This is a genomic window from Paenibacillus sp. HW567, from assembly GCF_000374185.1.
Taxonomy (GTDB): domain Bacteria; phylum Bacillota; class Bacilli; order Paenibacillales; family Paenibacillaceae; genus Paenibacillus_AQ.
Genome location: NZ_KB910518.1, coordinates 2,849,324 through 2,875,906, shown reverse-complemented (window position 1 = coordinate 2,875,906; position 26,583 = coordinate 2,849,324). Strand labels below are relative to the sequence as shown.

Below are 26,583 nucleotides of genomic sequence, written 5' to 3'. Positions count from 1 at the left end.
AATTTTGACTAATATTTCAAAGAACCTGACAGAACTGATTGGGAATACTCCACTGCTTGAGCTAACGAATTACGGGGAACGTCATCAGGTCCCGGCCAGACTGATCGCCAAGCTGGAATACTTCAACCCGGCAGGAAGCGTTAAAGACCGTATCGGTTATGCTATGATCAAAGACGCTGAAGCCAAAGGACTGATCCATAAGGATTCTGTTCTGATTGAGCCTACAAGCGGAAACACAGGGATTGGCCTTGCTTTTGCCGCTGCCGCGCTTGGTTATAAGCTGATCATTGTGCTGCCGGAAACGTTCAGTGTGGAACGCCGCAAGCTGCTTAGAGCACTTGGCGCAGAACTGGTGCTGACTCCAGGAGCTGAAGGGATGCTTGGTGCGGTCAAAAAAGCCGAACAATTGGCGGCTGCGACGCCCCACTCGTTTATTCCCCAGCAATTCAGCAATCCGGCTAATCCGCAAATCCACCGTGAGACTACTGCGGAGGAGATTTGGAGAGATACCGGAGGCGAAGTGGACATCTTTGTGGCGGGAGTAGGCACAGGAGGCACGGTTTCCGGCGTTGGAGAAGTTCTGAAAGCAAGAAAACCGGATGTACAGATCATTGCCGTTGAGCCTGCAGATTCGCCCGTTCTATCAGGAGGGAAACCAAACGCACATAAGATACAGGGCATCGGAGCCAATTTTGTGCCGGATAATTTCAATGATGAGGTTGTCGATGAAATCCTCCAGGTGAAGAATGAGGCTGCATTCGAAACAGCGCGGAGCATTGCCAGAACGGAAGGCCTGCTGGTGGGCATTTCATCCGGGGCCGCCGTATACGCCGCTGCTCAGATCGCCAAACGTCCGGAGAATAAAGGGAAGAATATCGTGGTTATCCTCCCGGATACCGGAGAACGATACTTGTCTACGCCGCTTTTTGAGGATGAGGGATGACTGATTGAAACGGCCTGGCATAGCTGACATGTTCAGAACCTTGTACACTTTCAGACGATGAAACTTCAAAGAAGACTCTCAATTTGGCTTCGCCAGATTCGAGGCTTCCATGACAGTCTCCTCTGTTCGGACATCGTTATTTCAGGATAGAATAAGCAGTTTGATTCTGGTACAATATATATAATAAGTTTGAAGGAGCGGAGCGCATGGATAACGATTTGGGACAATTGTTGCGATCTGTTATTCGGGAAGAATTGGTCCCTGTGAATGAACGATTGGACCGGATAGAAACTGAACAACAGAATATGAAACAAGACCAGAAAAAAATCTTAGAAGATCAGAATAATATGATAGTAGATCAGGAACTGATTAAACGTGCCGTCCTGGAAACGAATGAACGTGTGGTCAATATCGAATCCTTATTAGAGAACCAGCACACAATTATTGAACTGCTCTCGGCCCGATCCATTGAGCAGGAAGCCAAGCTTAAGCGAATCAAATAGTTAGCTTGATCCGGTGCACCCAGGCACCGGATTTTTGTTTGCTATCAGGACGATCTACTGCGATTCTCGGGGCTGCTGCTCATGAGAGGTGTATTTATACTTCCGACGCATTTAGATTATTACCTAATCGGCACCTAGCTACTGATTTTTGTGAATTATTCTTTATGTTGAATATCAAATAAACCCATGTTCCATAAGGGATAATGGACATAAAATCGGGCACCCCTTTCGGGGTGCCCTTTCATGGGAGAGGAGAAACCGGACGAAGAGCTTATGGGGAAACGTAAGCCTGCTCCGCGGTTGTCTACGACATTTTGTGATGTCGATAGTTACATGATGTCCCTGGGGTCCCATTCTTATACATAGACTGTCTGAAAAAATTTGCCGTCTCCTAAATATGACACATAAAGACATTCTTTTTATTTCAACGGACAATTGTGGTACTATAGGCTTGGACTTATGCCTTAGACGGCATAACTAACAGAGATACAAGAGCGGGTGAATGATTGGTGAGAGTTGTATCGGGAAGTGCAAAGGGCAGACCCTTGAAAAGTGTTCCGGGCAACGGAACGCGGCCCACAACCGACAAGGTGAAAGAAGCGATATTCAGCATGATCGGCCCTTATTTTGAAGGGGGAGCTGCACTGGATCTGTTTGCCGGGACAGGCGGACTGGGCATCGAAGCCTTGAGCAGAGGAATGGATAGCGCGGTTTTTGTGGATATGGAGCAGAAGAGCATTGATACAATACGCGCGAATCTGAAGGCAGCCAAGCTGGAGGAGCACGCAGAGGTCTACCGCAATGATGCTGGTAGGGCCTTAAGTGCGCTGGAGAAACGGGGAAGGGTATTTGATCTTGTATTCCTGGACCCTCCGTACCGGATGAAGCACGGGGATGAATTGATGCTGACCATGGTTCAGAAGGGACTGCTGCGCTTGGGGGCGGTTATTATGCTGGAGCATGAATCGGGCTATGAATATCCGGAGAATATTCCGGGATTCTATAGAACACGGCAGGCTGTATATGGAGAGACAACAGTCTCAATTTATGAGTTTGAAGCCGCGCCTCTTCAAGAAGAAGAGAGTGGTAAGGAGGGAAACGATGAGTCTGCAAATTAGAAAAGAACGTGTCGCCATTTATCCGGGAACCTTTGATCCGGTGACACTGGGACACATGGATATTATTCAGCGCGCAGCCAAACAGTTCGACAGACTGATTGTTGCCGTACTTAACAATTTAAGCAAGAATCCGCTATTTTCGGTTGAAGAGCGTACGGAGCTTTTGCGTCAGGCTACTGCGGATATTCCAAATGTGGAGGTGGACAGCTTCCGCGACCTGCTGGTTAATTACGTACGGCAAAAGGATGCCCAGGTGATCGTCCGGGGAATCCGCACGGTCACCGATTTCGAGTATGAGCTGCAGAACGCTTCTATTAATCATAATCTCGACCCTGATGCCGAAACGATATTTATGATGACTAATCCTAAGTACTCCTATCTTAGCTCCAGCGTTGTCAAGGAGATCGCCCATTTTGGCGGAAACGTCTCCGATTTTGTGACGCCAGAGGTGGAACAGGCAATGAAGGTCAAATTCAGCCGGATGGACGGCGGAGCCAAGTAATGACATAAACGGCCCCGGACAGGGCTATTAATAGCAGCAACAAAAGAGATTGCAGGCCAAACAACTGCGGCAGAGTGCTCCAGACGGTTAAAGGATTTAGTGTACCGGAGTGCAAGGCGGCTTCTGGAGCTGCAGCCGCAGGCAGAACAGCGGGGTGTAAGTTCAGCAACGGCTTCCACAGCAGTATGGTGAACAGGAAGGCGAATGTCCCGTGCAGCAGCCGGACAGCGGCAAAAGGCAAAAAACGGACGCCTGCCTGCTTCAGTACCGTCAAGGCTTGTAGCTGCCCGCAAATTCCGCTCCAGCCCAGAGCTGCAGACAGCATAGCTGCTCCAAGAATGCCTAAGGAGTCTAAGGGGGCAGGCGTTGTTCCTCCGGAAGTAAGGATATTTGCACCAAGATGAATCTCCAGCAGATTTGCCGGCAGTGCCGCAGGCAACTGCGGAAATGCAGTTGAGGCAATCTTGATGACTACAGCGAATATAATCATATAACCGCCAACGACCATCAGAGACTGCACTGCCGAACCAACAGATTCACCTAGCAGCCTGCCGAAGCTGCGGCCGTCCTGTGAACGGGCGGTTAAGGCTGCGAGATGTACACGTTTCAGCAAAGAGGCCTGTTTGTGGCTTGTCCTTGCTTTAGCGGATGCAGCTTGCTTCTTTGATTGTCCGCCAAGCAGAGCAGCGGTACAGCCGGCGGCCAGTCCTGCAAGCCAGTGAATGGCCAGCAAGCTATATCCTGCTGAAGAATTGTGCAACAAGGCTGCGCCCACCACAATAAGCAGTGTCACCGGACTGGCGAAATGAACCAGCGCGGCCATCCGTCCGGCCTCCTTGTCCGTAATGCTGCCTTGCTTGTGCAGTTGCATCACACCGACGGCTCCGGCGGGAAACCCTGCGGCCATGCCCAGCGCCAGCGTCCAGCCGCCGGCTCCCGGCAGCCGGAACAGCCGTTTCATTAGCGGCTCCAGAAGCACGCCTATCCCATGCACCAGACCTGAGGCGGTCAGCATTTCGGACAGGATCAGGAAGGGCAGCAACGCAGGAAAGACGATCGTCCACCAGAGCTTAAGGCCCTGCAGGGATGCCGCAAATGCAGACTCCGGCGCCAAGACGATGGCAATGGCGAGCAGAATGGCGACACCTCCGCCCAGAAAGGGCGCAGAGGCTGCAGTTATCCGGTGTATTTTAAAGTTATTCATTTTGAGCATCACCTCTTCATAGCATAGACAATAGCCTAAAGACTGTTATCAATTTATGCAGCTAAGACAACCATCATGCCTCAGTCGAAACGCTTGTTTTTATATAATCCAAGAATAATGAACATGTTCACACGCTGGATTATTCGAATGTATAGCATAGTGCCGTGGAAAGAAGGGAAAAGCAGTGAGGCAACCGAAACGCCGGGTAGGATTTCGCGCCGCAGCCTACTTGTTCACATTCGTGGTTATTCTCTATGTGGTTGTTTTTATGAATACGCCTTACATTGTTTATCAGCCGGGCAGCGCCTCCGAGGTGGCTCCGATGATTCATGTGCAGAATGCCGATTCCAGTGAACGGGGAACGTTCATGATGACTACGGTGTCCGCGAGTTACGCCAATGTGGCACTGCTGATCGCTTCTGTATTTAATTCGAATGCCGAAATTGTCCTTAAAGAGGCACGTCTTGGAGATAAAACAGAGCAGGAGTATGCGGCTGAGCAGGTCTATTACATGGACAGCTCGCAGTCGTTTGCTGTACAGGCGGCTTACCATGCGGCCAATATCCCCTATGAAGATGTTGTGGATTATTTGTTTGTGTTTTCGGTCCCGGCAACCGGCAATCAGGAGCAGTTCAAGCCCGGCGATAAAATCGTCACCGTTGAAGGACAGACCCTAAGCGGCCCAGAGGCTTTATCCGCTCTTCTGTCATCTAAGAAAGTCGGCGATAAGGTAGAGGTTGTACTGCAGCGGGAAGGTAAAGAAGTGAAGGAGCAAGTCACGCTCGTTGAGGTTAAGGATACGAAGACTGGAACGTCTAAGCCGGGTCTTGGCGTTGTTATCGGCGCTGTTCAAAAGGTGAAGCCCAAAGCGGCGGGGAAAACCGTCAGCTTTGTCAGTACGGATGTCGGCGGACCTTCGGCGGGCCTGATGTTCACAATGGAGATTTATAACCAGTTGACCCCTGGTGATCTAACCAAAGGCCACCGGGTTGCAGGTACAGGGACTATAGATCCTGAGGGGACCGTAGGAGCGATTGGCGGAGTCAAGCACAAGATTGTCGCGGCGGACCGGGAAGGGGCGGAAATTTTCTTCGTGCCGGTCAAAAATTATGAGGAAGCCAAGGCCAAGGCAGATGCAATCGGCACGTCCATGAAGCTTGTGCCTGTATCCACACTGGCGGAAGCGCTGAAATATATGGAGGAGCTGCCGGTCAAACCCTGACCGGCGGCTGTAAATAATCGTGGTACAGATCTGTGCGCAGCGGATTAGCGAACGCTCCCGCATAAGCGGATGCCGCCTGCAGATCCCACTCCAGATTAGGGTGGGAGAAGCGGGCAGGGCTTGTAACAACAGGCCAAGCTGCGCTGTGCTTCATTCTCTTCAGCAGTTGTCGCCCGCTCTCCCGGAAGCCAAGGACCCGGATATACCCGGGTCCTTGCGCCAGCTTAGCGGGCATCATTTCTGCTTTGCTGTGATTCAGCAGAACATGGAGCAGCAGACGCTGCAGTCTGGTGTGGGTGTAGCGTTTGCTCTTCAGTGCTTCTAACAGTCCGCTTACAGAGAAATGGGGCAGTGAAGGAAGAATCCGCAGCAGCCGGTGCTCCAGTCCTTCATTCATATCCTGCAGAGCGCGCAGCTCAGAGGCTGTGCGGGTAGAGAGCACATGGCGAAGCTGAATCCGGAAGCTCTCCAGATTCAGCGGACCTCTGCCTGCCGCATGCTCTCTCTCCAAGATGGATAGGCTATACTCCGGCATATAGGCCGCAGGCGATCCGCCCTCTGCAAGCAGCCTGCGGATTGCTGTGGCACTGGCAATGGATGAACCGCTCTGCAGCGGTTCATGGAAACCTGCGCCGGTACGCGGCACAGTTAACGGCTGGATCGCGCTGCCGAGCCGGCGAAGCGCGATCAGATAGTGCAGGCCGAGGCTGTTGTTCGGCTGGCGCAACAACTCGGCCGCATCAAAGGGTCTTTCATCTCCCATGAAAGACCCCTCCCAGACCGCCGCCGCCGCTGCGCTATACGCGGCGGGGAAGCTCGCTCCGAGCGCCATGCGGCGGCGGATCTCGCCCTGGAGCACGCTGCTCTCATCGGCCAGGAAGCCGGCCAGCGGCAGCAGCGCGCTTAAAGTGCCTGCTTCGGTGCCGAAGCACAAGCTGTCCACGACCCCGGTCGCTTCCAGCAGTGCTACTGCTCCGAAGGCGAACCATTCTGCCGGCTGAACGGCATACGCCACCGGCAGCTCAAGCACGAGGTCGGCGCCCATGTGGAGCGCCATCTCCGTGCGGGCCTGCTTGCTCACCGCCGCCGGTTCGCCGCGCTGGGTGAACGGACCGCTCATGACCACAATCGCGCTGTCCGCACCGGACAATTTTTTGGACGCTTCGAAGTGGTGGACATGTCCGTTATGTAAAGGATTGTACTCTGCAATAATGCCAACCGTATTCACGCTATATTCACTCCGTATCTGGATAATGGGATTCTGATTAGTTATATCATAATTTGTCTCCCCCCTTGAAACAATATAAAGGGAAAATGATTGACAAAGTTCGGCGATAATAGGTATAATAAATTTTGTTTGTTTGGAGTGATACTTATGAAGATTCACTTTCGCAAATTGGCTAATGCCGACGAGCCTCTGCATATTCAGGAAACGCTGGATGTCAGTGAGCTTGTCAAAGGGCGAAAGGATATTTTTGCTGTTGCACCACTTTCAGTGGACCTTAAAGCGCTGCCCGCGGACACCGATTGTGTGAACGTGGTGGGGAAATTGAATGGGAATGTGGACATGTTATGTGCACGTTGCCTTAGTGAGGTTAACAGTAAATTGAACATTCCTTTTGCTGAGACTTTCAAATGGCTTAAGCAGCCGCTTCTTCCCGAAGATGAAGATGATGAACTCATTTACATTGAGGACGAGATTGTGGATCTGGTCCCGTTCGTGGAAGAAAACTTCGTACTGCACTTGCCGGATTCGGTATTGTGCAAGGCAGACTGTCTTGGTCTTTGTCAGACATGCGGACAAAATTTGAACGAAGGCACCTGCAGTTGCGACAACACAGTGGTCGATCCAAGGCTCGCTGCGTTGAAAGGATTCTTTACCAAGCAAGATGACTAAGAACAAATCCCGGGTGATAACGGGTTAAAACGGAACTAGGAGGTGTAACACAATGGCAGTACCTCAACGGAGAACGTCCAAAACACGCCGTGACAAACGCCGCACCCACTTCAAACTGGTGGTGCCGGGCATGGTGAAATGCGAACAATGCGGAGAGCTGAAACTGGCTCACCACGTATGCAAAGTTTGCGGAACGTACAAAGCAAGAGAGATCATCAAGCAATAGTTTTAATAAAAGTAGCACCTCATCTGTCGGTGGGGTGTTATTTTTTTTGGAAATAGAAGAATGTTTGGGGGAAAAGATCAGCGGGCGGAGCCGCATGTGTCGGCTGGTTTGAAGTCAATGCTTTATTTTTGCAGCGGCATGCTTTATACTACATATTAGTACCTGGTTCTAAATGTTACTTATATCCATATAGCTTTTTACGACAGCGGCCATTCTCACGGCCGGATGCTTTTTTGCATGTGCCAGGAGGTGAGCCGACATAGAGCGGATGTCCAAGAAAGAGCGTCAGCAACAACTGCTGCAGATCATCGAAGGCAATCCTTTTGTGACTGACCGGGAGCTGACCCGGGAGCTGAAAGTCAGCATTCAGACGATCCGGCTGGACCGGATGGAGCTGGGGATTCCCGAGCTGCGCGAGCGGATGAAGCAGATGGCGGAGCATTCCTATGATCAGGTGCGCTCATTGCCTGCAGACGAAGTAATCGGTGATATAGTAGACTTACAACTGGACCGCAGCGGTATTTCCATATTTGAGATCCGTGAGGAGCATGTGTTCTCCAGAAACGGAATTGCCCGCGGCCATTATGTATTTGCCCAAGCCAACTCGCTGGCGGTTGCGGTTATCAATGACGAGATTGCCCTGACGGCTTCCGCCGATATCCGTTTTGTCCGTATGGTCCGTTTGGGTGAGAAATGTATTGCCAAAGCGCAGGTGCGTTCACTCGCAGGCCGGAACGGCAAAGCTGAAGTGGACGTATTTACCTATGTCGGAGAAGAACTGGTATTTCAGGGCCATTTCGTAGTGTACCGGTCCGCAGTCGAAGAATACAGCGAAGGGGGAAACCGCAGTGCTGATCGCCATTGATGCGATGGGTGGGGACAACGCACCCGAATGCAATGTTCAAGGCGCATTGTCCGCAGCCGCGGAGTGGAGTGACACGCAGATCGTTCTTGTCGGCGACGAAGCCAGGCTTGAACCGCTGCTGAAGAATAAACCGTCCAATGTGACTGTACGTCATGCAGGGGATGTGATTGGTTCCGATGAAGAGCCGGTGAAGGCGGTCCGCCGCAAAAAGGATTCATCCATGGTGGTTGCCGGACGTATGGTGCGCGAAGGTGAAGCGGATGCGATGATTTCCTCCGGGAACACCGGTGCCCTGATGGCTACGGGGCTGCTGATCGTGGGGAGAATGCAAGGTATAGAGCGTCCTGCGCTGGCCCCGATGATTCCGACCCTGGATGATGTCGGAGTGCTGGCCCTGGATCTTGGAGCCAATATGGATGCGAAGCCGCAGCATCTGGTGCAGTACGCGCTGATGGGCAGCATCTACCGCAGCAAGGTGCACGGCATGTCGAAGCCGCGTGTCGGACTGCTGAACGTAGGCACAGAGCCGGGCAAAGGCAACGAATTGACCAAGGAGGCATATCCGCTGCTGGAAGCACTGGATGGCATCCATTTTGTCGGCAATGTTGAAGCCCGTGATGTGCTGACAGGAAGCTGTGATGTGCTTGTCTGTGACGGCTTTGCCGGCAACATATTGCTGAAGACAATGGAAGGTACGGCAGGAGCGATGTTCTCACTGCTGAAGGAGCAGTTCAGCAAGTCGCTCAAGACTAAGCTGGGCGCGGGCCTGCTGATGCCGGAGCTTAGAGGCCTCAAGGGCAAGATGGATTATAAGGAGCACGGCGGTGCGCCGCTTCTTGGCTTGAGCGGACTGGTAGTGAAGGGACACGGATCATCGGACGGCAATGCGGTGAAGAATGCAGTCAGACAAGCGCGGATTGCATTGCAAGCTGAATTGGTATCCAGCATATCGAAGGAAATTAGCGGGAAGTGAGTGAAAACATGAAACAGTTGCGCCCGGTAGGGATTATCGGCACGGGAAAGTACGTGCCTGAACGGATTTTAACGAACAGTGATCTTGAGAAGATCGTCGAAACCAATGATGAATGGATCGTCTCCCGTACGGGGATTCGGGAACGGCACATCGCCGCTCCGCATGAAGCAACCTCGGATCTGGCTTACGAAGCCGCGCTCAAGGCGCTGGATTCCGCAGGCATGAAGGCTGAAGATTTGGATCTTATTATTGTAGCGACTGTTACACCGGATAGCACATTCCCTTCAACGGCCTGTATCCTGCAGGACAAGCTGGGAGCGAAAGGCGCAGCGGCATTTGACTTGTCGGCAGCCTGCTCCGGTTTCGTATACAGTCTGGCAACGGCAACCGGTTTTATCCAGAACGGTATGTACAACAACGCTCTGGTAATCGGTGCGGACACCTTGTCACGGATTACGGATTATAGTGACCGCAATACCTGCGTATTGTTCGGTGATGGTGCCGGCGCTGTTATTATCGGCGAGGTTCCGGAAGGCAGAGGCTTCCAGTCCTTCGATCTCGGTGCGGAAGGCTCCGGGGGAAGCCTGCTGAAGATGGAAGCGGGCGGTTCGCGTCTGCCGGCTTCTCATCAGACCATTGAAGACAAGAAGCATTTCATTTATATGAACGGCCGTGAGGTTTTCAAATTCGCAGTGCGGGTTATGGGCACGGCTACAGAACGCGTTCTTACCAAAGCGGGACTCGGCAAAGAGAACATTGATCTGTTCGTTCCGCATCAGGCAAATATCCGTATTATTCAATCTGCGATGCAGCGTCTGGATTTGCCGCCTGAGAAATGCGTAATTAATGTTGACAAATACGCGAATACATCAGCGGCATCCATTCCGCTTGCGCTGGTTGAAGCGGCAGAAGAAGGCCGGATGAAGGAAGGCGACACGGTGCTGATGGTCGGCTTTGGCGGCGGTCTCACATGGGGCGCTTCTGTACTGATCTGGTAATCCCGAGACCTCAACGAGAAGGAGTTCACATTTATGGGTAAAATCGCATTTGTCTTTCCCGGTCAGGGTGCACAGGCAGTCGGTATGGGTAAAGATGTATATGATGCTCTTCCACACAGCCGGGCGGTGTTTGAGAAGGGCGACGAGGTGCTTGGATTTCCGCTGAGCCGCCTTGTTTTTGAAGGACCGGACAGCGAGCTGAAACAGACAGCCAATACACAGCCTGCGCTTGTTACGACAAGTGTAGCCTATCTGGAGGCGCTTCGTGAACACGGAGTGAAGCCGGATTATGTTGCCGGGCACAGCCTGGGTGAATACAGCGCCCTGGTAGCCGCCGGAGTACTGTCATATGAGGATGCGGTCAGTCTGGTGCGCCTGCGCGGACGTTTCATGGAAGAGGCGGTTCCGGGCGGACAAGGCGCTATGGCGGCAGTGCTTGGTGCAGAACGCGAGGCGCTGGCTGGGTTATGCCGCAGTATTTCGGACGAAGGCAGTCCTGTGGAGCTGGCTAACGTCAACTGCCCGGGGCAGATTGTCGTCTCCGGTTCCCTGGCGGGTGTCAATGCCGTTGTTGAGCGCGTCAAAGAAATTGGCGGCAAACGGGCGATTCCGCTTGAAGTAAGCGGTCCTTTTCACTCCTCTTTAATGAAGGAGGCGGCAGAGCAGTTGGCTGTTGAACTGGAGAAAGTAACCTTTAATGCTCCCGCAATGCCTGTAGTTGTCAATGTCACGGCAGCTCCGGTTACAGATCCCGAAGAAATCCGTGAGCTTCTGGTGCGTCAGGTGTTCTCGCCGGTGCTCTGGCAGGACAGCGTAGAACACCTGATTGCTGCGGGAGTGGATACCTTCGTGGAGATCGGCTCCGGAAGTGTGCTGGCAGGCTTGATCCGTAAAATTGACAAGAACGTCAAGGTTGTCAATATTAACAGTCTGGAAAGTGCTCAAGCGGGCTTGTAGGCTACGGTATAACCAAAGTGAGTGGAATGGATGAAGGGGGAATATGACATGTTCTCAGCATTAAAAGGCCAGACGGCGCTTGTCACAGGCGGATCACGCGGCATTGGCCGCAGTATTGCGCTGCTGCTTGCGGAATATGGCGTGAAGGTGGCCGTGAATTATTCCGGCAACGAAGCGGCGGCACTGGAGACTGTGGCCCGCATCAACGAGCTCGGCTCGGAGGGCATTGCCCTCAAAGGCGATGTCGGCAACAGCCAGCAGGCAGAGGATCTGGTCAAAGAGGTTATTAACACCTGGGGCAAGATAGACATACTTGTCAACAATGCCGGTATTACCCGCGACAATCTCATTATGCGGATGAAGGAAGAAGAATTTGATCAGGTCATCGAAACCAATCTCAAAGGCGTGTTCAACTGTCTAAAATCAGTGACCCGCCCGATGATGAAGCAGCGTTACGGCCGGATCATCAATATTTCTTCGGTGATTGGCGTGATCGGAAATGCCGGACAGGTGAACTATTCCGCCGCCAAAGCCGGCATCATTGGGATGACAAAATCGGCTGCGCGTGAGCTGGCTTCCCGGGGCATTACGGTGAATTGCATCGCTCCCGGGTTTATTGACACCGAAATGACGCATCAATTGTCCGATGAAGTCCGCAGCGAGTATGAGAAGGGCATTCCCCTTGCCAGACTTGGGCGGCCGGAGGACATTGCTATGGCGGTCGTATTCCTGGCCTCGGAAGGGGCAACCTACATGACAGGCCAGACACTTCACGTGGATGGCGGAATGTACATGTAAGGCCAAAAAAGCAGTAAAAATGTTACGGGGGAAGAGAAGCGGGGCGGCCGGAAAGCGTTTTTGGTGCTCTATGGTATTTTGACTTCATATCTCGTATAATACCAAAAGAGGAGGTGAACCGGATGTCCGATGTATTGGAGCGTGTAAAACGCATTGTCATCGACCGCTTAGGTGCCGATGAAGCTGAGGTAACATTAGAAGCGTCTTTCAAAGATGATTTAGGTGCTGATTCTCTTGATGTTGTAGAATTGGTTATGGAATTGGAAGATGAATTCGACATGGAAATCTCTGATGAAGATGCAGAGAAGATTACGACCGTGGGTGAAGTTGTGAAGTACATACAATCTCATACCTAGAGTCATATGATTGAGAGTCCCGTTCCTACAGAGGGCGGGACTTCTCCTCATTTTATAGCGCCAAGGCTATGCCGGAGGATGCGAGATGCACCTTTACAGGGAAAATTACAGAACCGCTGATTATACAGTCATGCGGCGACTGAAGTTTATATAGTTTCTACTTAAGAAGATACAGCCTACAGATGGGGTGATTGCGTTTGAGTCATAGAGTGGTTGTTACCGGTATGGGCGTGATGACGTCATTGGGTAAGGATTTGGACACGTTCTGGAATAATCTGATGAGCGGCAAATCCGGAGTATCAGCGGTTGATTCCTTTGATGTCAGTGAATACCCTACCCAAATAGCAGCAGCAATTAGAGATTTTGATCCCGAAGCGTTGTTTGGCCGCAAGGAAGCCCGCAAGATGGACCGTTTTGTCCAATTTGCTCTGGCTGCGGGCGAAGAAGCGCTGAAGGACAGCGGACTTAAGATCGGTGAAGACATTGATGCGGATAGAATCGGTGTATCCGTCGGCTCCGGTATTGGTGGTCTGGGTACTTGGGAAGATAATCACAACATTCTTCTGGAGAAAGGACCGAAACGGGTCAGCCCATTCTTTATCCCGATGATGATTGCGAACATGGGTTCAGGCCAGCTATCCATTAGTTTCGGAGCGAAGGGCCCGAATACGACAACAGTGACCGCTTGTGCGACAGGAAGCCATTCCATTGGAGAATCCTTCCGTCTGATCCAGCGCGGAGATGCGGATGCAATGATCTGCGGCGGTTCCGAAGCAACGATCCGTCCGACAGGCATGGCAGGCTTTTGTGCAATGCGCGCCATGTCAACACGCAACGATGAACCTGAGAAGGCCAGCCGTCCATTTGACGTTGACCGCGACGGTTTTGTCATGGGTGAAGGCGCCGGTATTCTCATCTTGGAATCACTGGAGCATGCCGAGAAGCGCGGGGCGAAGATTTACGCGGAGGTCATTGGCTATGGACTGAGCGCTGATGCCCACCATATGACAGAGCCTGACCCGGATGGTGCGGCACGCTGCATGAAGATGGCGATCCGCGACGCCGGCATTGCACCTGAAGAGATTGATTACATTAATGCGCATGGCACTTCCACGCCTGTAGGCGACCGGTCGGAAACGGCTGCCGTCAAGAAGGCGCTGGGAGATCATGCCTATAAGGTCGCGATCAGCTCCACCAAATCAATGACAGGCCATTTGCTTGGCGCTGCCGGAGGTGTGGAAGCGATAATTTGCGGACTGTCTCTGCAAAAGAACATGATTGCTCCAACCATCAATTTGGACAATCCCGACCCGGAATGCGATCTGGATTATGTTCCGAATGTTCCGCGTGAGGCGGAGCTTAACATTGCCATGTCGAATTCATTCGGGTTCGGAGGACATAACGCGACCGTTATTCTCAAAAAATACAATCAGTAAGGGGACAGTGCAGTGAAAGGAGACCTGAAGCAGTTACAAAGCCAACTTCAAATCCAATTTCACGATGCTGTACTCCTGAAGCAGGCCTTTACCCACGCGTCTTATGTGAATGAACACCGTTTCAATCAGCACCAGGACAACGAACGTCTGGAGTTTCTTGGCGATGCGGTTCTGGAGCTTACGGTGTCAGAATATTTGTACAACTTGCTGCCGGACAGGCCTGAGGGAGAGCTGACCAAGCTGCGGGCTGCAATTGTATGCGAGCCTTCACTGGTCAGATTTGCGGAGAACCTGGGCTTTGGCCGTTATGTATTGTTGGGTAAAGGGGAAGAACTTACGGGCGGCAGAACCCGCCCGGCCTTGCTGGCCGATGTGTTTGAATCCTTCGTGGGAGCGCTTTATCTGGATCAGGGTCTTGAAACGGCCCGTAAGTTCCTGGATAATCATGTGTTCCCTCTGGTGGAAACGGACGGTAAGCTGCAAATGCAGATGAGCGATTTCAAGACGGAGCTTCAGGAGCTGATACAGCATCACGGTTTGGGTACGCTGGAATATCGGATTATTGAAGAACGCGGACCGGCACATGAACGGGAATTCGTCTCTGAAGTGTATATGTCGGGCCAGTCACTAGGTAAAGGAAGCGGCCGTTCCAAGAAGGAAGCGGAGCAGCAGGCCGCAGCGGCAGCACTTTTACATCTGAAGGAAGATGACGCATAAGTGCTCATTTTGCAAGATAAAATGAAATCAAGCCCGCGTTAAAGGGACTGTATAGAGTAGCAGACGGAGGAGAGCAGCAAGTGGTCTGAATGCCGGCGCAGAGGCGGAAGTCAGACCTTTGCTGCTCTTTTTCGAAATAGAACGTATATGTTTCACGCCATAAATTATTATTCTATTCTCGCTGAAACGGATACCGTCCTTATCAGGACGGCGTAGCCGTTTCTACTTGTATAGAGTGGTTCAAAACGCTATGGTATAATGGGGCGGAGGTGATAGGCGAGTTATGTTTTTGAAACGGATTGAATTAGCTGGCTTTAAATCATTTGCCGATAAAACGGAAATGGAATTTGTCCGCGGCATTACAGCCGTAGTAGGCCCGAATGGCAGCGGCAAGAGCAATATTTCCGATGGCATACGCTGGGTGCTGGGCGAGCAAAGCGCCAAGTCGCTGCGCGGCGGCAAGATGGAGGATATTATTTTTGCAGGCAGCGATGCGCGTAAAGCCGTCAATTACGGTGAAGTGTCGCTGACGCTGGATAATGAGGATCATGTGCTGCCGCTGGATTTCAGTGAAGTGACTGTAACGCGCCGTGTGCACCGCAGCGGTGAAAGTGAATATTTAATCAACAAGCAGGCTTGCCGGCTGAAGGATATCACAGAGCTGTTCATGGATACCGGGATCGGACGCGAGGCTTATTCAATTATCGGACAAGGCCGGATCGAAGAAATACTCAGTACCCGCTCTGAGGATCGCCGCGGCATCTTCGAAGAAGCCTCAGGTATCGTTAAATATAAATCACGTAAGAAAGACGCTGGACGCAAGCTGGATGAGACAGAGCAGAATTTGCTCCGTATTCATGATCTCATCAGTGAGCTGGAAGATCAGATCGGACCGCTTAAGGATCAATCCGAGAAGGCAATCCGCTACAAGGAGCTGCGGGAGCAGCTTAAGCAACTGGAGATTTCCGTATATGTCCATCAGATTGAAGGGATACATACCGCCTGGAAGGAAGGCAATGACAAGCTCGAGGTGCTGCGAGGTGAACAGCTTCAGTTGTCTACCGTTGTCTCAGCCCATGATGCAAGGCTTGAGAGCGGGCGTTCCGAGCTGCGGACGCTGGAGGAAGAAGTAGAGAAGCTGCAGGAGCAGCTCCTGCGGTATAGTGAAGCTAATGAAAAAAGCGAAGGGTACAGCGAGCTGTTGAAGGAACGCAGACGCAATCTGGAGAACAACCGGGAGCAGCTCATGGCTACGCTAGGTTCTGTAGGCGAACGTTCGGCCGACCGGCAGCGCGAGCTTGCGGAGCTGGAGCATAAGCTGAAGATGACCCGGCTGGCTCTTGAGGAGCTGCGGAAGGGGATCGCGGACGAGGAATCCCGGCTGGAAGGCGTCAGCGGCGGCATCAGCCAGAGTAAGGAAGAAAAGCTGAAGAGCGCTCTTCTCGAACTGATGAACCTGATGGCGCAGGCCCGTAACGAGATTCGCTATGCGGACCAGCAGAAGGAGAGCCTGGAGCGCCGGATGAGCCGCAGTCAGGAAGAGAGCGGTAAATGGACTGCCCGCCTGCAGGAGTTGACTTCCGCCCATACAGGGCTTAAGGATAAGATCGCCGGACTCGGCAAAGAGCTAGGCGCACTCCGCAATGCGTACATTACCGAGAGCGAGCAAACCAGTAAACGCCAGAAGCTGTTGGAGGAGACACAGGGCGGACTGCGCAAATGGGAGCAGAAGCGCGAAGCCCAGGTGTCCCGGCATGAGACGATGAAGGAAATGCAGGATGATTTCGATGGCTTCATGCTTGGAGTCAAAGAGGTGCTGAAGGGAGCACGCAAAGGCCAACTGAGCGGTGTGCACGGCGCTGTCGCGGAGCTGATCTCGGTTCCTGAGAAGTTGGAAATGGCGGTTGAGACCGCGCTGGGCGCTTCGCTGCAGCATGTGGTCATGGATAACGAAGCCGTGTCCCGGCAAGCGATTGCTTTTCTGAAGCAGCGCCAGCTTGGACGGGCCACCTTCTTGCCGCTGGATGTTATCCGGCCCCGGCAGATTAGCGGAAGCGATCTTAGTATGGTGGAAGGCGCGGAAGGTTTTGTTGGGATCGGTTCTGAGCTGGTGGGATTTGCAGATAAGTATGCCAGTATCGTCAGAAGCTTGCTTGGCAATGTTGTAATTGCTGAAAGCCTGGAGCAGGCGAACCGGATCGCGGCTAAATGCCAGTATCGCTATAGAGTGGTTACACTGGAAGGTGATGTAGTCAATGCGGGCGGCTCCATGACCGGGGGCAGCCAGCACAAGAAGAACAACAGCCTGTTAAGCCGCAAACGCCAGTTGGACCAGTTGTTCAGCGAGATCGAAGAGAGCGAGATTCAAATCTCCAAGCTGAAGCAGGGGATCAGCCGTTTGCGCGAGGAGCAGGAGAACGCTGCCCGGAAGCTGGAAGAGCTGCGGCATGACGGTGACGAGAAACGCCTGGAGGAGCAGCGTGTCTCCGGTGATTTGAAGCAGCTCGAACAGGAGCTGCGCCACGTACAGGAGCAGGTGGAAGGCGCAGGGGCCGAGCGCAGCAGCTTTGAGAGCGAGGTGCGCTCGCTGGAAGACAGCCGCAAGCAGGCGGTTGCCGAGCTGGAACGGCTGGAGCGGGAAGAGAAGACCGCGCACGAGGAGATCCGCAATGCCGAAACTGCCCGCAAGGCAAGTGAATCGGCCAAGGAAGAGTTGCAGAGCAAGCTGACCGGCATGAAGGTAACAGAGGGCAAGCTGGATCAGGAGATTTTCTCCCTGGAAGAGCAACTGCGGCGGATGAGGCAGGATGCCGGCTCGCAGGACAAAGAGCTGCGCCAGAGCCGCAGCCTCCTGATGACAATCGAGCAGGATTTGGAAGAAAACGCCCGGGAAGCCGTGCAACAGAAAGAAGACCTGAACAGCTACAAGCTAAAGAAAGAAGATACGGCCGCTAAGCTTGATTTGGCCAGAGCTGAGCGTGCAGCGCTGACACGCAAGCTGGAAATTGCCGAGGGCGAGACCAAGGATCAGCGGCAGGCACTGAGAACGGTTGAAGACAAGCTCCGCTCAACGGAGGTTGCCGTAGGCCGTCTGGATGTCGAGCTGGACAATATTCTCCGCAAGCTGAGCGACGATTATGAGCTAAGCTATGAGCTGGCGAAGCAGCGTTATCCTGTTCCTGAGGATGTGCCGGCAGCACAGGCGGAGGTGCAGCGGCTGAAACGAAGCATTTCATCTCTGGGCGAGGTAAATCTGGGTGCAATCGAGGAATACCAACGAGTACATGAGCGTTATACCTTCCTCAGCGGACAGAAGGATGATTTGGTGGAAGCCAAAACCACCCTTTACCATGTAATTCGTGAGATGGAAGAGGAGATGTCCAAACGCTTTAAGGTGACCTTTGATGCGATCCGCCGCCAGTTCGGCACGGTTTTCACGAAGCTGTTCGGCGGCGGCCGGGCGGACCTGATGCTGCTTGATCCCGAGCATTTGCTTGATACGGGGATTGATATTGTAGCACAGCCTCCAGGCAAAAAACTGCAAAACCTTCAGTTGTTGTCCGGTGGAGAACGGGCTCTGACTGCAATGGCGCTGCTGTTCGCAATTTTGCAGGTTAAGCCTGTGCCGTTCTGTGTGCTGGATGAGGTTGAAGCGGCGCTGGATGAAGCCAATGTGGTGCGTTTCGCCCAATACCTGCGGGAATTTTCGGGGCAAACGCAGTTTATCGTAGTCACCCACCGCAAAGGCACGATGGAGGAAGCGGATGTGCTCTATGGCGTGACGATGGAAGAAGGCGGAGTATCCAAGCTGGTCTCTGTTAAGCTGGAGGATGAGGAAGCGGAGATTGCCTAATGAGCAGTAATGCGCTGGTGCTTTGGCTCACAAGACTTTTGACGGATGCTTCCGAAGCGAGTTTTATTGCGAAGAATCTCAATGATATTATGCTCCATAAAACTTTAGGGGGAACTATATGAGTTTTTTTAGAAAATTGAAAGATAGCATCGCCGGCAAAACGGAAAGTGTAACCAAACAGTTCCGCGACGGTCTGGAGAAAACACGCAAAGGGTTCGTTGAGCGGGTATCGGATCTCATTATCCGGCGCAAAAAAATAGATGAAGAATTCTATGAGGAATTGGAAGAGATTCTGATCGGGGCCGACGTCGGTGTGAACACGGTTATGGTACTGGTTGAAGAGCTGCGTGCCGAAGTGAAGCAGAAGCGGATTGAGGATGCGTCGGAGCTTCAGCCTATCCTCTCGCGCAAGCTGATGGAGCTGCTGCGTGGCGATGATGATAACAGCCTGAAGGAGAATCCCGATGGAATCACCGTTATTTTGTTCGTTGGCGTGAACGGAGTCGGCAAGACGACAACCATCGGCAAGCTGGCTCACCGCTATAAGCAGGAGGGGAAAAAGGTGCTGCTGGCCGCAGGCGACACCTTCCGCGCAGGGGCCATAGAGCAGCTAGAGGTATGGGGTCAGCGGGCTGGTGTGGACGTTATCAAGCAGCAGGCGGGTTCTGATCCGGCTGCAGTAATGTTCGATGCCGTTCAAGCTGCCAAGCAGCGCAATGTGGATGTGCTGATCTGCGACACCGCAGGCCGGCTGCAGAATAAGAGCAATCTGATGGAAGAGCTGAACAAAATCTTCCGGGTCATCCAGCGCGAAATTCCAAGTGCGCCGCACGAAGTGCTGATGGTGCTGGATGCGACCACAGGGCAGAATGCTCTGACGCAAGCGAAGCTTTTTGGAGAAAAAAGCGGTGTTACCGGTCTGGTGCTGACCAAGCTTGATGGTACAGCCAAGGGCGGAATTGTCGTTGCGATCCGTCAAGAAATGAACCTGCCGGTGAAGCTGGTAGGACTTGGGGAGAAGATGGAGGATTTGCAGCCGTTTGATTCCACTCAATTTGTCCACGCTCTGTTCGCCGGCATGATTGCCGATGAATCGCTAGACGAAGAGCAGGAGTAATTCAAATAACTTTTCTTATAGAAGCTGTACTCTGTGAATGGAGTGCGGCTTCTTTTTTACAAAGTAATAAAGACCCGCAGAAGGCTGATTTCCCGCCAAACCGGATGGATGTTCTGATCGGACTTCCGCTGTTTCAATATATGAAAAATTCATAATAGTAATGCTTGTCAGCTCTCCTGCATACAATTCTATGTATTCTGTACAAACTCGCTTCCTAAATACAAACTCATTTAGAAAGGAAGCGATTCCATTTATGAAAAATGGTTCGTAAATTCCATTTCGTTGTTATATATATTGACATGAAGAATAACACTTACGTATTATTAATGTAATATTTAATGTTAGCGTATTTCGAATATTGTATTTCGAACGATTGTGTCAACAAACATCACACATTGATTGATTCGAAAGGGGTGGGGCTCATGTCCAAAATAGATCCTTTGCCCGGGCTGTCTCCGTATCCGCTGCAGCATTTTTATGATGAAATGTATGCTGATGAACGGAATGTCCGGCCGCATTACTCACATGTGAACCGCATGTTTTCCGGGATGAGCCCCGAGGAGCTGCAAGGCAAACAGAATCTGATGCAGCGCCGGATGATGGAAGAAGGCATTACCTTTACACTGTACAACCCTGCACAGGATCATCCGATGGAGCGCACGATTCCTTTTGACATGATCCCGCGGATTATCCCGAAAGGAGAGTGGGAGAGGCTTGAAGCCGGTATTGTTCAACGGATCACCGCTTTGAATCTGTTCATTCATGATATCTATCATGAGCAGTACATTGTCAAGGACGGTATTGTCCCGCGGCGGATGATTCTCTCCAATTGTTATTTCCGGCCGGAAATGTGCGGCTTACGGGTGCCTGGCGGGGCTTATGTCACTACTTCGGGTATTGACCTGATCCGTCACCATGATGGCGAGTATTACGTGTTAGAGGATAATTTGCGGACACCTTCCGGGTTTTCGTACCTTTTTAAAGGCAGATCCCTGATGAATCAGTTGTTTCCTGAATTGTCTTTTGCCAGCTCGATCCGCGACGTGGATCACAGCCTGAACCGGTTTCTGTCGGTGCTGCGCAGCCTGTCCCCCTCACGGATGAAGGACCCGGTCATTGCACTGCTGACTCCAGGTGAATACAATTCGGCTTACTATGAGCATGCTTTCCTGGCCCAGCAAATGGGGATCCACCTCGTGGAAGGACGCGACTTGGTTGCCCAAGACCATAATATATATTTGCGGGAAATGAACGGACTGCGCCGTGTGGATGTGCTGTACCGCCGGCTTGATGATGATTATATTGATCCGCTGGCCTTTCAGCCTGACTCGCTGCTCGGTGTTGCCGGCCTGATGAATGCTTACCGTGCAGGAAATATTGCCATCGCGAATGCACCCGGCACCGGCGTTGCCGACGACAAAGCAATGTACGTCTATGTCCCGGATATGATCCGCTACTATCTGAACGAGGAGCCTATCATTGGAAATGTGCCGACCTATCTGCTGTCCCGCCAACAGGAACGGCAGTACGTGCTTGATCATTTGCCCGAAATGGTGGTCAAGGAGACCTCGTTGTCCGGCGGATACGGCATGCTTATCGGAAGCGAGGCGACGAAGGAAGAATTAATGGAGTTCCGGCTCAAAATACTTGCCGATCCGGCACGTTACATTGCCCAGCCGATTATGTCGCTGTCGAGGGCGCCGGTGCTCTCAGGCGGCAGTATGATTCCTCGCCATATCGACCTGCGGGCATTTGTGCTGATGGGGGCAGACCGCAAGCCGCATGTGATTCCCGGAGGACTTACCCGGGTTGCCATGAAGGAAGGTTCACTGGTCGTGAACTCTTCACAGGGCGGAGGTGTTAAGGATACCTGGGTAATGGCCTAAGAATGAATGGACAGCAGAGCGTTTCAGAACGGACTCGTTAAGTACGGCATCCAAATGTTAAATAAAGGAGTGGCTACGATGCTGAATCGCAATGCGGAGGCTTTGTTTTGGATTGGGCGGTACATTGAACGGGCAGAGAATCACGCCAGGCTGATTGATGTGCACTATCATATTCAGCAAGAAGAAGACTTCCAGGCAGAAGGGCATAAGTGGTCAAGGCTGATTGATGCGCTTGGCGTCAGAGATGAATACCTGCAGCAATCGGGCAGCTTTTTGGAGCAGGATGTTTTGTCTTTCATCACGCTCGATCTGGGTAATTCCAATTCATTATTTTCTTGTGTGCATCAAGCCCGGAATAATCTTCGTACGCTCAGACAGCATTTGCCGAGTGAACTGTGGGATATTGTGAGCAGCTTCAATCTGTGGCTTGGCGAGCAGTCAGTGGCGGATATTATGTGCGGCCCTCACCAATTCTACCAGCATGTCAAAGAGCGGGCGGCGATGTTCCTTGGAGCAGAGCATTCGGTGATGCTGAGAGGCAATGAATGGCATTTTATCGAGAGTGGACGTTTTCTGGAGCGGGCGGAGAATACGACGCGGATTCTTCAGGCGGTGACGGTGTCCTGCAAGTCCAAGGATATCAACGCCATCTATACCCAGCTTCAAGCTGTACTTAAGTCGGTGAGCGGTTATCAGGCCTTCCGCCGCTATTATGCGGATGCAATGTCGCCGGAGAGTATTCTGGAGTTTCTGATTGCAAATGCCTATTTTCCACGGTCGATCCGATTCTCTTTTCACAAGCTGGAAGAACATCTGGCGAGACTTGAATTGGATACTTCGGAGAAGGGCTCCGGTCATGAGCGGGTGATCCGCCAAGCCGGCAAGATCAAGGCCGATCTCGATTATATGGAAAAAGAAGAAATCTCAGGCGATCTCGTGGAGGATGTGCTGGAGGCCCTGATGGAATCCTGCCAGAAGCTCGGCAAAACGATGGATGGTGCCTTTTTTCGCCGTGAAGGAGTGTCTGCATGAAAATTCAGATCGACCACACAACGACTTACAGCTACCCCGAGCCGGTCACGGACAGTGTCAATGAAATCCGGCTGACGCCGCGCACCAATTACCGTCAGTCCTGCTACCATCATGAGGTGGAGATTTTTCCACCGGCTAATTTGCTGACCTATGAGGATTTTTTTGGCAATCGGGTGCATGCTTACTCAGTGAACAAACCCCATACGGAGATGGTGATCCGCACCAGAGCGACTGTGGTTACTCTCGATAAATCTCAAGGCTCGGATCTGCCCCATATTTCACTTGAGGAGCAGGTTGAACTGCTGAACGATGAGCGATTTCAGAACCGCTATGTCGAGTTTATTTTGCCTACACGCTATACTGAAATAACGCCTGAACTGGTCGAATTTGCCTCGCAGCATCCTTTTGATGAAGCGGAAGATATGTATGAATGGACCAAACGGCTGTCATCGACGATTTACGAGCAGTTTACCTATGATCCCGAAGCGACCAGTGTCAATACAACCGTTAAAAAAGCGCTGAAGCTCAAACGCGGAGTGTGTCAGGATTACGCCCATCTGATGATTGCAGTCTGCCGCAGTGTCGGTCTGCCGTCGAGGTATGTGAGCGGATATCATTTTGTCGGTGACCTGCAGGGAGGCAATGCCAATTTCGAGCAGGCTTCGCATGCCTGGGTGGAGACACATATTCCCGGTACCGGCTGGCTCGGTTTTGATCCCACGAATAATGTTGAAGTGAACTGGCGTTATGTCAAGCTTGGGCACGGCAGAGATTATAAGGATATCGTTCCCGTAAAAGGCGTATACCGCGGAGTAGGCGGCACACTCACCGTAAAGGTGGATGTGCGGCATTTGGAGAATTGAATAATCGAAGCTAAGCCTGATATCGGCCCTGCTATTGCGGGGCTGTTTTCTTTTTTTGCATATTTTGATTATAAACAAGGCCGGTTTGGGTAATCTTGAAACAGAGAGTATTAAGCTGGAGGAAATGGAAGGGAGTGTATAGATGAGCCCGGATATAGCGAAAAAACAGCGGTTTCTTGGAAAAACAGCCATCATCACCGGTGCAGGCTCGGGAATCGGAAGAGCGACAGCGATTCAAATGGCCCGTGAAGGCGCCAATGTTGCCCTGTTCGACCTGGTGAATGACCGTACCTTTCTACTGGAGCAGAAGCTGAATAAGCTGCGCAAGGATTGTGCGCTGGCCATTGATGTGGATACCTCGGATGCTGAACGCATGGAGTCAGCGGTGCAAAAGGCAGTGGGGCATTTCGGCGGACTGGATATTGTTTTTGCCAATGCCGGGATTAACGGCGCAGTTGGGCCTATAGAGGAGCTTAGTCTCAGTGATTGGGAGCGCACCATCTCTGTCAATTTGACGGGTACCTTCCTGACGCTGAAATACAGCATTCCCCATCTCAAGGAAAAAGGCAAAGGGAGCATTATCATCACTAGCTCCATTAACGGCAACAGCCGTTTTGCCAGCTTTGGCTGGTCGCCATACAGTACTACTAAGGCGGGACAGGTCGCTTTTGCCAAGATGGCGGCCCTGGAGCTGGCGAAGTTCAAAATCCGCGTCAACGTCATTTGTCCGGGAGCGATTTCGACCAACATTGATGAAAGCACCGAGTTTAACGAGGAAGTCGAGAGCATCGTGATCCCGATTCAATTCCCGGAAGGTGCTCAGCCGCTCGCTGACGGACCAGGGAAGCCGGAAAATGTGGCCGAGCTGGTCTCCTTCCTCGCTTCAGACGAGTCGATCCACATCACAGGCGCGCAGATTGTGATTGATGGGGCAGAGTCTTTGCTTTCTTAAAAAAAGGTGCAGCTTTCGAGAGCATTCGCTGTATGAAGCAGTCTTATCCAATGGTCTTTCAGATCTGGGGGTAAGGCTGTTTGCGTTGAGATACAGTCCTTATCGGTTTATATAGCAAACAAAATAACAATAAAGTTGATAATAAGCAAACAAAATGATATTATGTCTACATAATAAACGAAAGAAGAGTTGGGTGATGAAGTTGCCGGATGGAAATGAACCGATCAGCATTTCGGAGAAATTCTGGAATGCCTCGATACTGGAGCTGAAGCAAGGTTATCAATATGAGGCCAGAGAGCATTCTGAATTTTATACTTGCCTTGTGTGTGGAGAAGAATTTGAGAAGGGCCTCATTTATAAGGAAGGGAACCAGTATTACGAAGCCGGGAAATTCGCAGCGCTTCATGTGGAGAGCGAGCATGGGGGCATGTTCAATTGGCTGCTGGGATTGGATAAGAAGCTTACCGGGCTGACGGAGCTGCAGAAGGGGCTGCTGAATGCTTTCCGGCAGAGCTTGAGTGATGGGGAGGCTGCGAAGGAACTGGGCATCGGCAGTACCTCCACTGTGCGCAACCACCGGTTTACACTGCGGGAGAAGGTGAAGCAGGCCAAGCTGTTCCTGGCTGTGATGGAGCTGGCCGAGGAGAAGCCGGGAACGTCGTCGCCCTTCGTCAGCATTCCCCGCTCTGCGGCGATAGTCGATGAGCGGTTTGCTATCACGGAAGAGGAGAATGCCGAGATTCTGAACACTTATTTTAAGATGGGACCGGAGGGGCCGTTGTCGGAATTTCCCAAGAAGCAGAAGCGGAAGGCCGCGATTCTCCGCCAATTGATCAAGCGTTTTGAGACGGGAAGGAAATATACGGAGAAAGAGGTTAACGCCATTCTTGGTGAAGCTTTCTCTGATCATGTTACGCTGCGGCGCTATCTGATTGATTACGGGCTGCTGGACCGCGAGGATGACGGAAGCAGCTATTGGGTTAGATTGTAACGGCGCCCGCCGTTACCGGATATTGAATTTGAAGGAGAGAAGAGAAGTTATGGAGAAAGCGAAACGCAAGGAGCTGGCTTACAGCTACGCGCACTCCCATCGTCCGATGGGTGTATATAGAATTGTTAATACGCAGAATGGTAAATCCTTGGTGGGCAGCAGCCTTAACCTGGACGGGGTCTGGAACAAGCATCAATTCATACTGGAAATCGGCAACCATGACAATAAGACACTTCAGGCCGATTGGAAGGAATATGGTAAAGAGGCATTTTCTTTTGAGATTTTGGAGCAGATCAAACCGGAGGAGGACTTCGTCGCTGAAGTATCTGAACTGGCGAAATACCGTAAGCTGCTGCCCGATCTGGAGAACAAATGGATGGAGCAGCTATCGCCTTACGGAGAACGCGGGTATCATAAGCACAAGCAAGGTTTATAACCCCCAGGATGAATTGCCCTAGCCGCTATGCTAAAATAAAGGCAATACGGAAGTGCCGGGAAGGTGGAGTGCTTGTAGAAGCGCCATTTCTTGGGCAGGGAAGAGGGGCGGTAGTATGGCGATATTATCCTGGCTCGCAGAGCAGCGCATTCAGGAGTCCATGCGAAATGGAGAGTTCGAGAATCTGCCGGGGCATGGCAAGCCGCTGGAGCTGGAGGATTTGTCCGGGGTGCCTGAAGACCTGAGAATGTCCTTCAAAATCATGAAAAATGCCGGTCTGCTCCCTGAAGAAGTGACGCTGCGTGCGGAATGTGCAACGCTGGAGAAACTGCTGGCAGCCTGTCATACAAGCGGGAATTCCGTTCATGGGGAACGGAAGGAGCTGGAGTCCAATCTTTCTCTGAAAAGACTGCGCCTGCAGGAGCTTTTACGGCAGCGCGGGCTGGAGAACAGCACGGTTTTCGCAGATTACGGCGATAGAATCCGGGAGCAATTGACCCGCCAAGAGGAATAACAAGGAGTTGCAGAAGTCATCCGGCCCTGAGCGGCTGGGTGGCTTTTTTGCAGAATATAAGAAAGTACTATATAGGTTGAACTTAAAAAAATCATAAAAAGGTAGGAGTGCGGAGGGGAAGTTTGGAACTGTAGGAGCGAACGCGTCCGCCTTTATGATTGAATTTCTACCGCGATCAGTGGTTTAAATCAGGAAATTCAATCATAACAGCGGCCGGAAGTCCA

Annotated in this window: 27 protein-coding genes; 25 read left to right on the top strand and 2 right to left on the bottom strand. The window is 51.9% G+C overall.

All coding sequences use genetic code 11. The features are described from left to right. Positions 1-4 precede the first annotated feature (4 nt). From cysK to coaD, 4 genes are all read left to right on the top strand, one after another. Positions 5-943 (top strand): cysteine synthase A, encoded by a 939-nt coding sequence (gene cysK / locus B212_RS0113035; RefSeq protein WP_019911242.1) that lies wholly within the window; start codon positions 5-7, stop codon positions 941-943. Positions 944-1,149: 206 nt separating this feature from the next. Beyond that, positions 1,150-1,446, top strand: a complete 297-nt coding sequence (locus tag B212_RS0113030; protein ID WP_019911241.1) for a hypothetical protein — start codon at positions 1,150-1,152, stop codon at positions 1,444-1,446. A gap of 509 nt (positions 1,447-1,955) precedes the next feature. Then, a complete protein-coding gene (gene rsmD, locus B212_RS0113025; protein ID WP_036669327.1) occupies positions 1,956-2,564 on the top strand; it encodes a 16S rRNA (guanine(966)-N(2))-methyltransferase RsmD in 609 nt (202 codons plus the stop codon). Beyond that, complete coding sequence (gene coaD / locus B212_RS0113020) at positions 2,548-3,066, top strand: pantetheine-phosphate adenylyltransferase (RefSeq protein ID WP_019911239.1); 519 nt, start codon at positions 2,548-2,550, stop codon at positions 3,064-3,066. The genes rsmD and coaD overlap by 17 nt, the downstream gene beginning before the upstream one ends. Here the strand turns inward: coaD and B212_RS0113015 are convergent. Next, complete coding sequence (locus tag B212_RS0113015; RefSeq protein ID WP_019911238.1) at positions 3,038-4,270, bottom strand: nucleoside recognition domain-containing protein; 1,233 nt, start codon at positions 4,268-4,270, stop codon at positions 3,038-3,040. The genes coaD and B212_RS0113015 overlap by 29 nt on opposite strands. 184 nt (positions 4,271-4,454) lie before the next feature. Between B212_RS0113015 and B212_RS0113010 the strand changes: the two genes are divergently transcribed. Continuing rightward, the gene (locus tag B212_RS0113010) at positions 4,455-5,492 is read left to right on the top strand and encodes a SepM family pheromone-processing serine protease (protein WP_019911237.1); all 1,038 of its coding nucleotides are present in this window, start codon (positions 4,455-4,457) and stop codon (positions 5,490-5,492) included. On the opposite strand, the gene B212_RS0113005 is transcribed toward B212_RS0113010, so the two are convergent. Continuing rightward, positions 5,482-6,720 (bottom strand): tRNA(Met) cytidine acetate ligase, encoded by a 1,239-nt coding sequence (locus tag B212_RS0113005; RefSeq protein WP_019911236.1) that lies wholly within the window; start codon positions 6,718-6,720, stop codon positions 5,482-5,484. The two genes, B212_RS0113010 and B212_RS0113005, sit on opposite strands and share 11 nt — an antisense overlap. Before the next feature lie 147 nt (positions 6,721-6,867). On the opposite strand from B212_RS0113005, the gene B212_RS0113000 reads away from it, so the two are divergent. The 20 genes from B212_RS0113000 (at position 6,868) to B212_RS0112905 (ending at position 26,359) form a co-directional block, all read left to right on the top strand. Beyond that, positions 6,868-7,389: a YceD family protein gene (locus B212_RS0113000; protein WP_019911235.1), complete on the top strand. Its 522-nt coding sequence runs from the start codon at positions 6,868-6,870 to the stop codon at positions 7,387-7,389. Between the two features lie 52 nt (positions 7,390-7,441). Then, positions 7,442-7,615, top strand: coding sequence for a 50S ribosomal protein L32 (rpmF, locus tag B212_RS0112995; RefSeq protein WP_019911234.1), 174 nt, complete (start codon positions 7,442-7,444; stop codon positions 7,613-7,615). Between the two features lie 268 nt (positions 7,616-7,883). Continuing rightward, positions 7,884-8,480 (top strand): transcription factor FapR, encoded by a 597-nt coding sequence (fapR, locus tag B212_RS0112990; RefSeq protein WP_019911233.1) that lies wholly within the window; start codon positions 7,884-7,886, stop codon positions 8,478-8,480. Further along, positions 8,464-9,453, top strand: coding sequence for a phosphate acyltransferase PlsX (gene plsX, locus B212_RS0112985; RefSeq protein ID WP_019911232.1), 990 nt, complete (start codon positions 8,464-8,466; stop codon positions 9,451-9,453). The genes fapR and plsX overlap by 17 nt, the downstream gene beginning before the upstream one ends. An 8-nt stretch (positions 9,454-9,461) precedes the next feature. Further along, entirely contained in the window at positions 9,462-10,451 is a 990-nt protein-coding gene (locus B212_RS0112980; RefSeq protein WP_028530800.1) for a beta-ketoacyl-ACP synthase III, read from the top strand. A 33-nt stretch (positions 10,452-10,484) separates the two neighbouring features. After that, positions 10,485-11,408 carry an ACP S-malonyltransferase gene (fabD, locus tag B212_RS0112975; RefSeq protein WP_019911230.1) on the top strand — a complete coding sequence of 308 codons (924 nt, stop codon included), beginning with the start codon at positions 10,485-10,487 and terminating at the stop codon, positions 11,406-11,408. Positions 11,409-11,456: 48 nt separating this feature from the next. Continuing rightward, complete coding sequence (fabG, locus tag B212_RS0112970) at positions 11,457-12,206, top strand: 3-oxoacyl-[acyl-carrier-protein] reductase (RefSeq protein WP_019911229.1); 750 nt, start codon at positions 11,457-11,459, stop codon at positions 12,204-12,206. Between the two features lie 122 nt (positions 12,207-12,328). Continuing rightward, a complete protein-coding gene (locus B212_RS0112965) occupies positions 12,329-12,562 on the top strand; it encodes an acyl carrier protein (RefSeq protein WP_019911228.1) in 234 nt (77 codons plus the stop codon). A 197-nt stretch (positions 12,563-12,759) separates the two neighbouring features. Beyond that, positions 12,760-13,998 carry a beta-ketoacyl-ACP synthase II gene (gene fabF, locus B212_RS0112960; protein ID WP_084673287.1) on the top strand — a complete coding sequence of 413 codons (1,239 nt, stop codon included), beginning with the start codon at positions 12,760-12,762 and terminating at the stop codon, positions 13,996-13,998. A gap of 12 nt (positions 13,999-14,010) precedes the next feature. Then, positions 14,011-14,715, top strand: coding sequence for a ribonuclease III (rnc, locus tag B212_RS0112955; RefSeq protein ID WP_019911226.1), 705 nt, complete (start codon positions 14,011-14,013; stop codon positions 14,713-14,715). Positions 14,716-14,998: 283 nt separating this feature from the next. Next, positions 14,999-18,568 (top strand): chromosome segregation protein SMC, encoded by a 3,570-nt coding sequence (gene smc, locus B212_RS0112950; protein WP_019911225.1) that lies wholly within the window; start codon positions 14,999-15,001, stop codon positions 18,566-18,568. Beyond that, positions 18,568-18,690 (top strand): hypothetical protein, encoded by a 123-nt coding sequence (locus B212_RS35710; protein WP_019911224.1) that lies wholly within the window; start codon positions 18,568-18,570, stop codon positions 18,688-18,690. Before smc ends, B212_RS35710 begins: the two co-directional genes overlap by 1 nt. Further along, positions 18,687-19,685 carry a signal recognition particle-docking protein FtsY gene (gene ftsY, locus B212_RS0112940; protein ID WP_019911223.1) on the top strand — a complete coding sequence of 333 codons (999 nt, stop codon included), beginning with the start codon at positions 18,687-18,689 and terminating at the stop codon, positions 19,683-19,685. The genes B212_RS35710 and ftsY overlap by 4 nt, the downstream gene beginning before the upstream one ends. A 422-nt stretch (positions 19,686-20,107) precedes the next feature. After that, entirely contained in the window at positions 20,108-21,571 is a 1,464-nt protein-coding gene (locus B212_RS0112935) for a circularly permuted type 2 ATP-grasp protein (protein ID WP_019911222.1), read from the top strand. Between the two features lie 78 nt (positions 21,572-21,649). Further along, on the top strand, positions 21,650-22,603 hold the full coding sequence (locus tag B212_RS0112930) for an alpha-E domain-containing protein (RefSeq protein ID WP_019911221.1): 954 nt from the start codon (positions 21,650-21,652) through the stop codon (positions 22,601-22,603). Beyond that, the gene (locus tag B212_RS0112925; RefSeq protein WP_019911220.1) at positions 22,600-23,466 is read left to right on the top strand and encodes a transglutaminase family protein; all 867 of its coding nucleotides are present in this window, start codon (positions 22,600-22,602) and stop codon (positions 23,464-23,466) included. The genes B212_RS0112930 and B212_RS0112925 overlap by 4 nt, the downstream gene beginning before the upstream one ends. Positions 23,467-23,608: 142 nt before the next feature. Further along, the gene (locus B212_RS0112920) at positions 23,609-24,418 is read left to right on the top strand and encodes an SDR family oxidoreductase (protein WP_019911219.1); all 810 of its coding nucleotides are present in this window, start codon (positions 23,609-23,611) and stop codon (positions 24,416-24,418) included. A 196-nt stretch (positions 24,419-24,614) separates the two neighbouring features. Beyond that, a complete protein-coding gene (locus B212_RS0112915; protein WP_019911218.1) occupies positions 24,615-25,409 on the top strand; it encodes a DUF2087 domain-containing protein in 795 nt (264 codons plus the stop codon). Positions 25,410-25,458: 49 nt separating this feature from the next. After that, positions 25,459-25,845: a GIY-YIG nuclease family protein gene (locus tag B212_RS0112910; protein ID WP_019911217.1), complete on the top strand. Its 387-nt coding sequence runs from the start codon at positions 25,459-25,461 to the stop codon at positions 25,843-25,845. A gap of 115 nt (positions 25,846-25,960) precedes the next feature. Further along, positions 25,961-26,359 (top strand): J-domain-containing protein, encoded by a 399-nt coding sequence (locus B212_RS0112905; protein WP_019911216.1) that lies wholly within the window; start codon positions 25,961-25,963, stop codon positions 26,357-26,359. Positions 26,360-26,583: the final 224 nt, after the last annotated feature.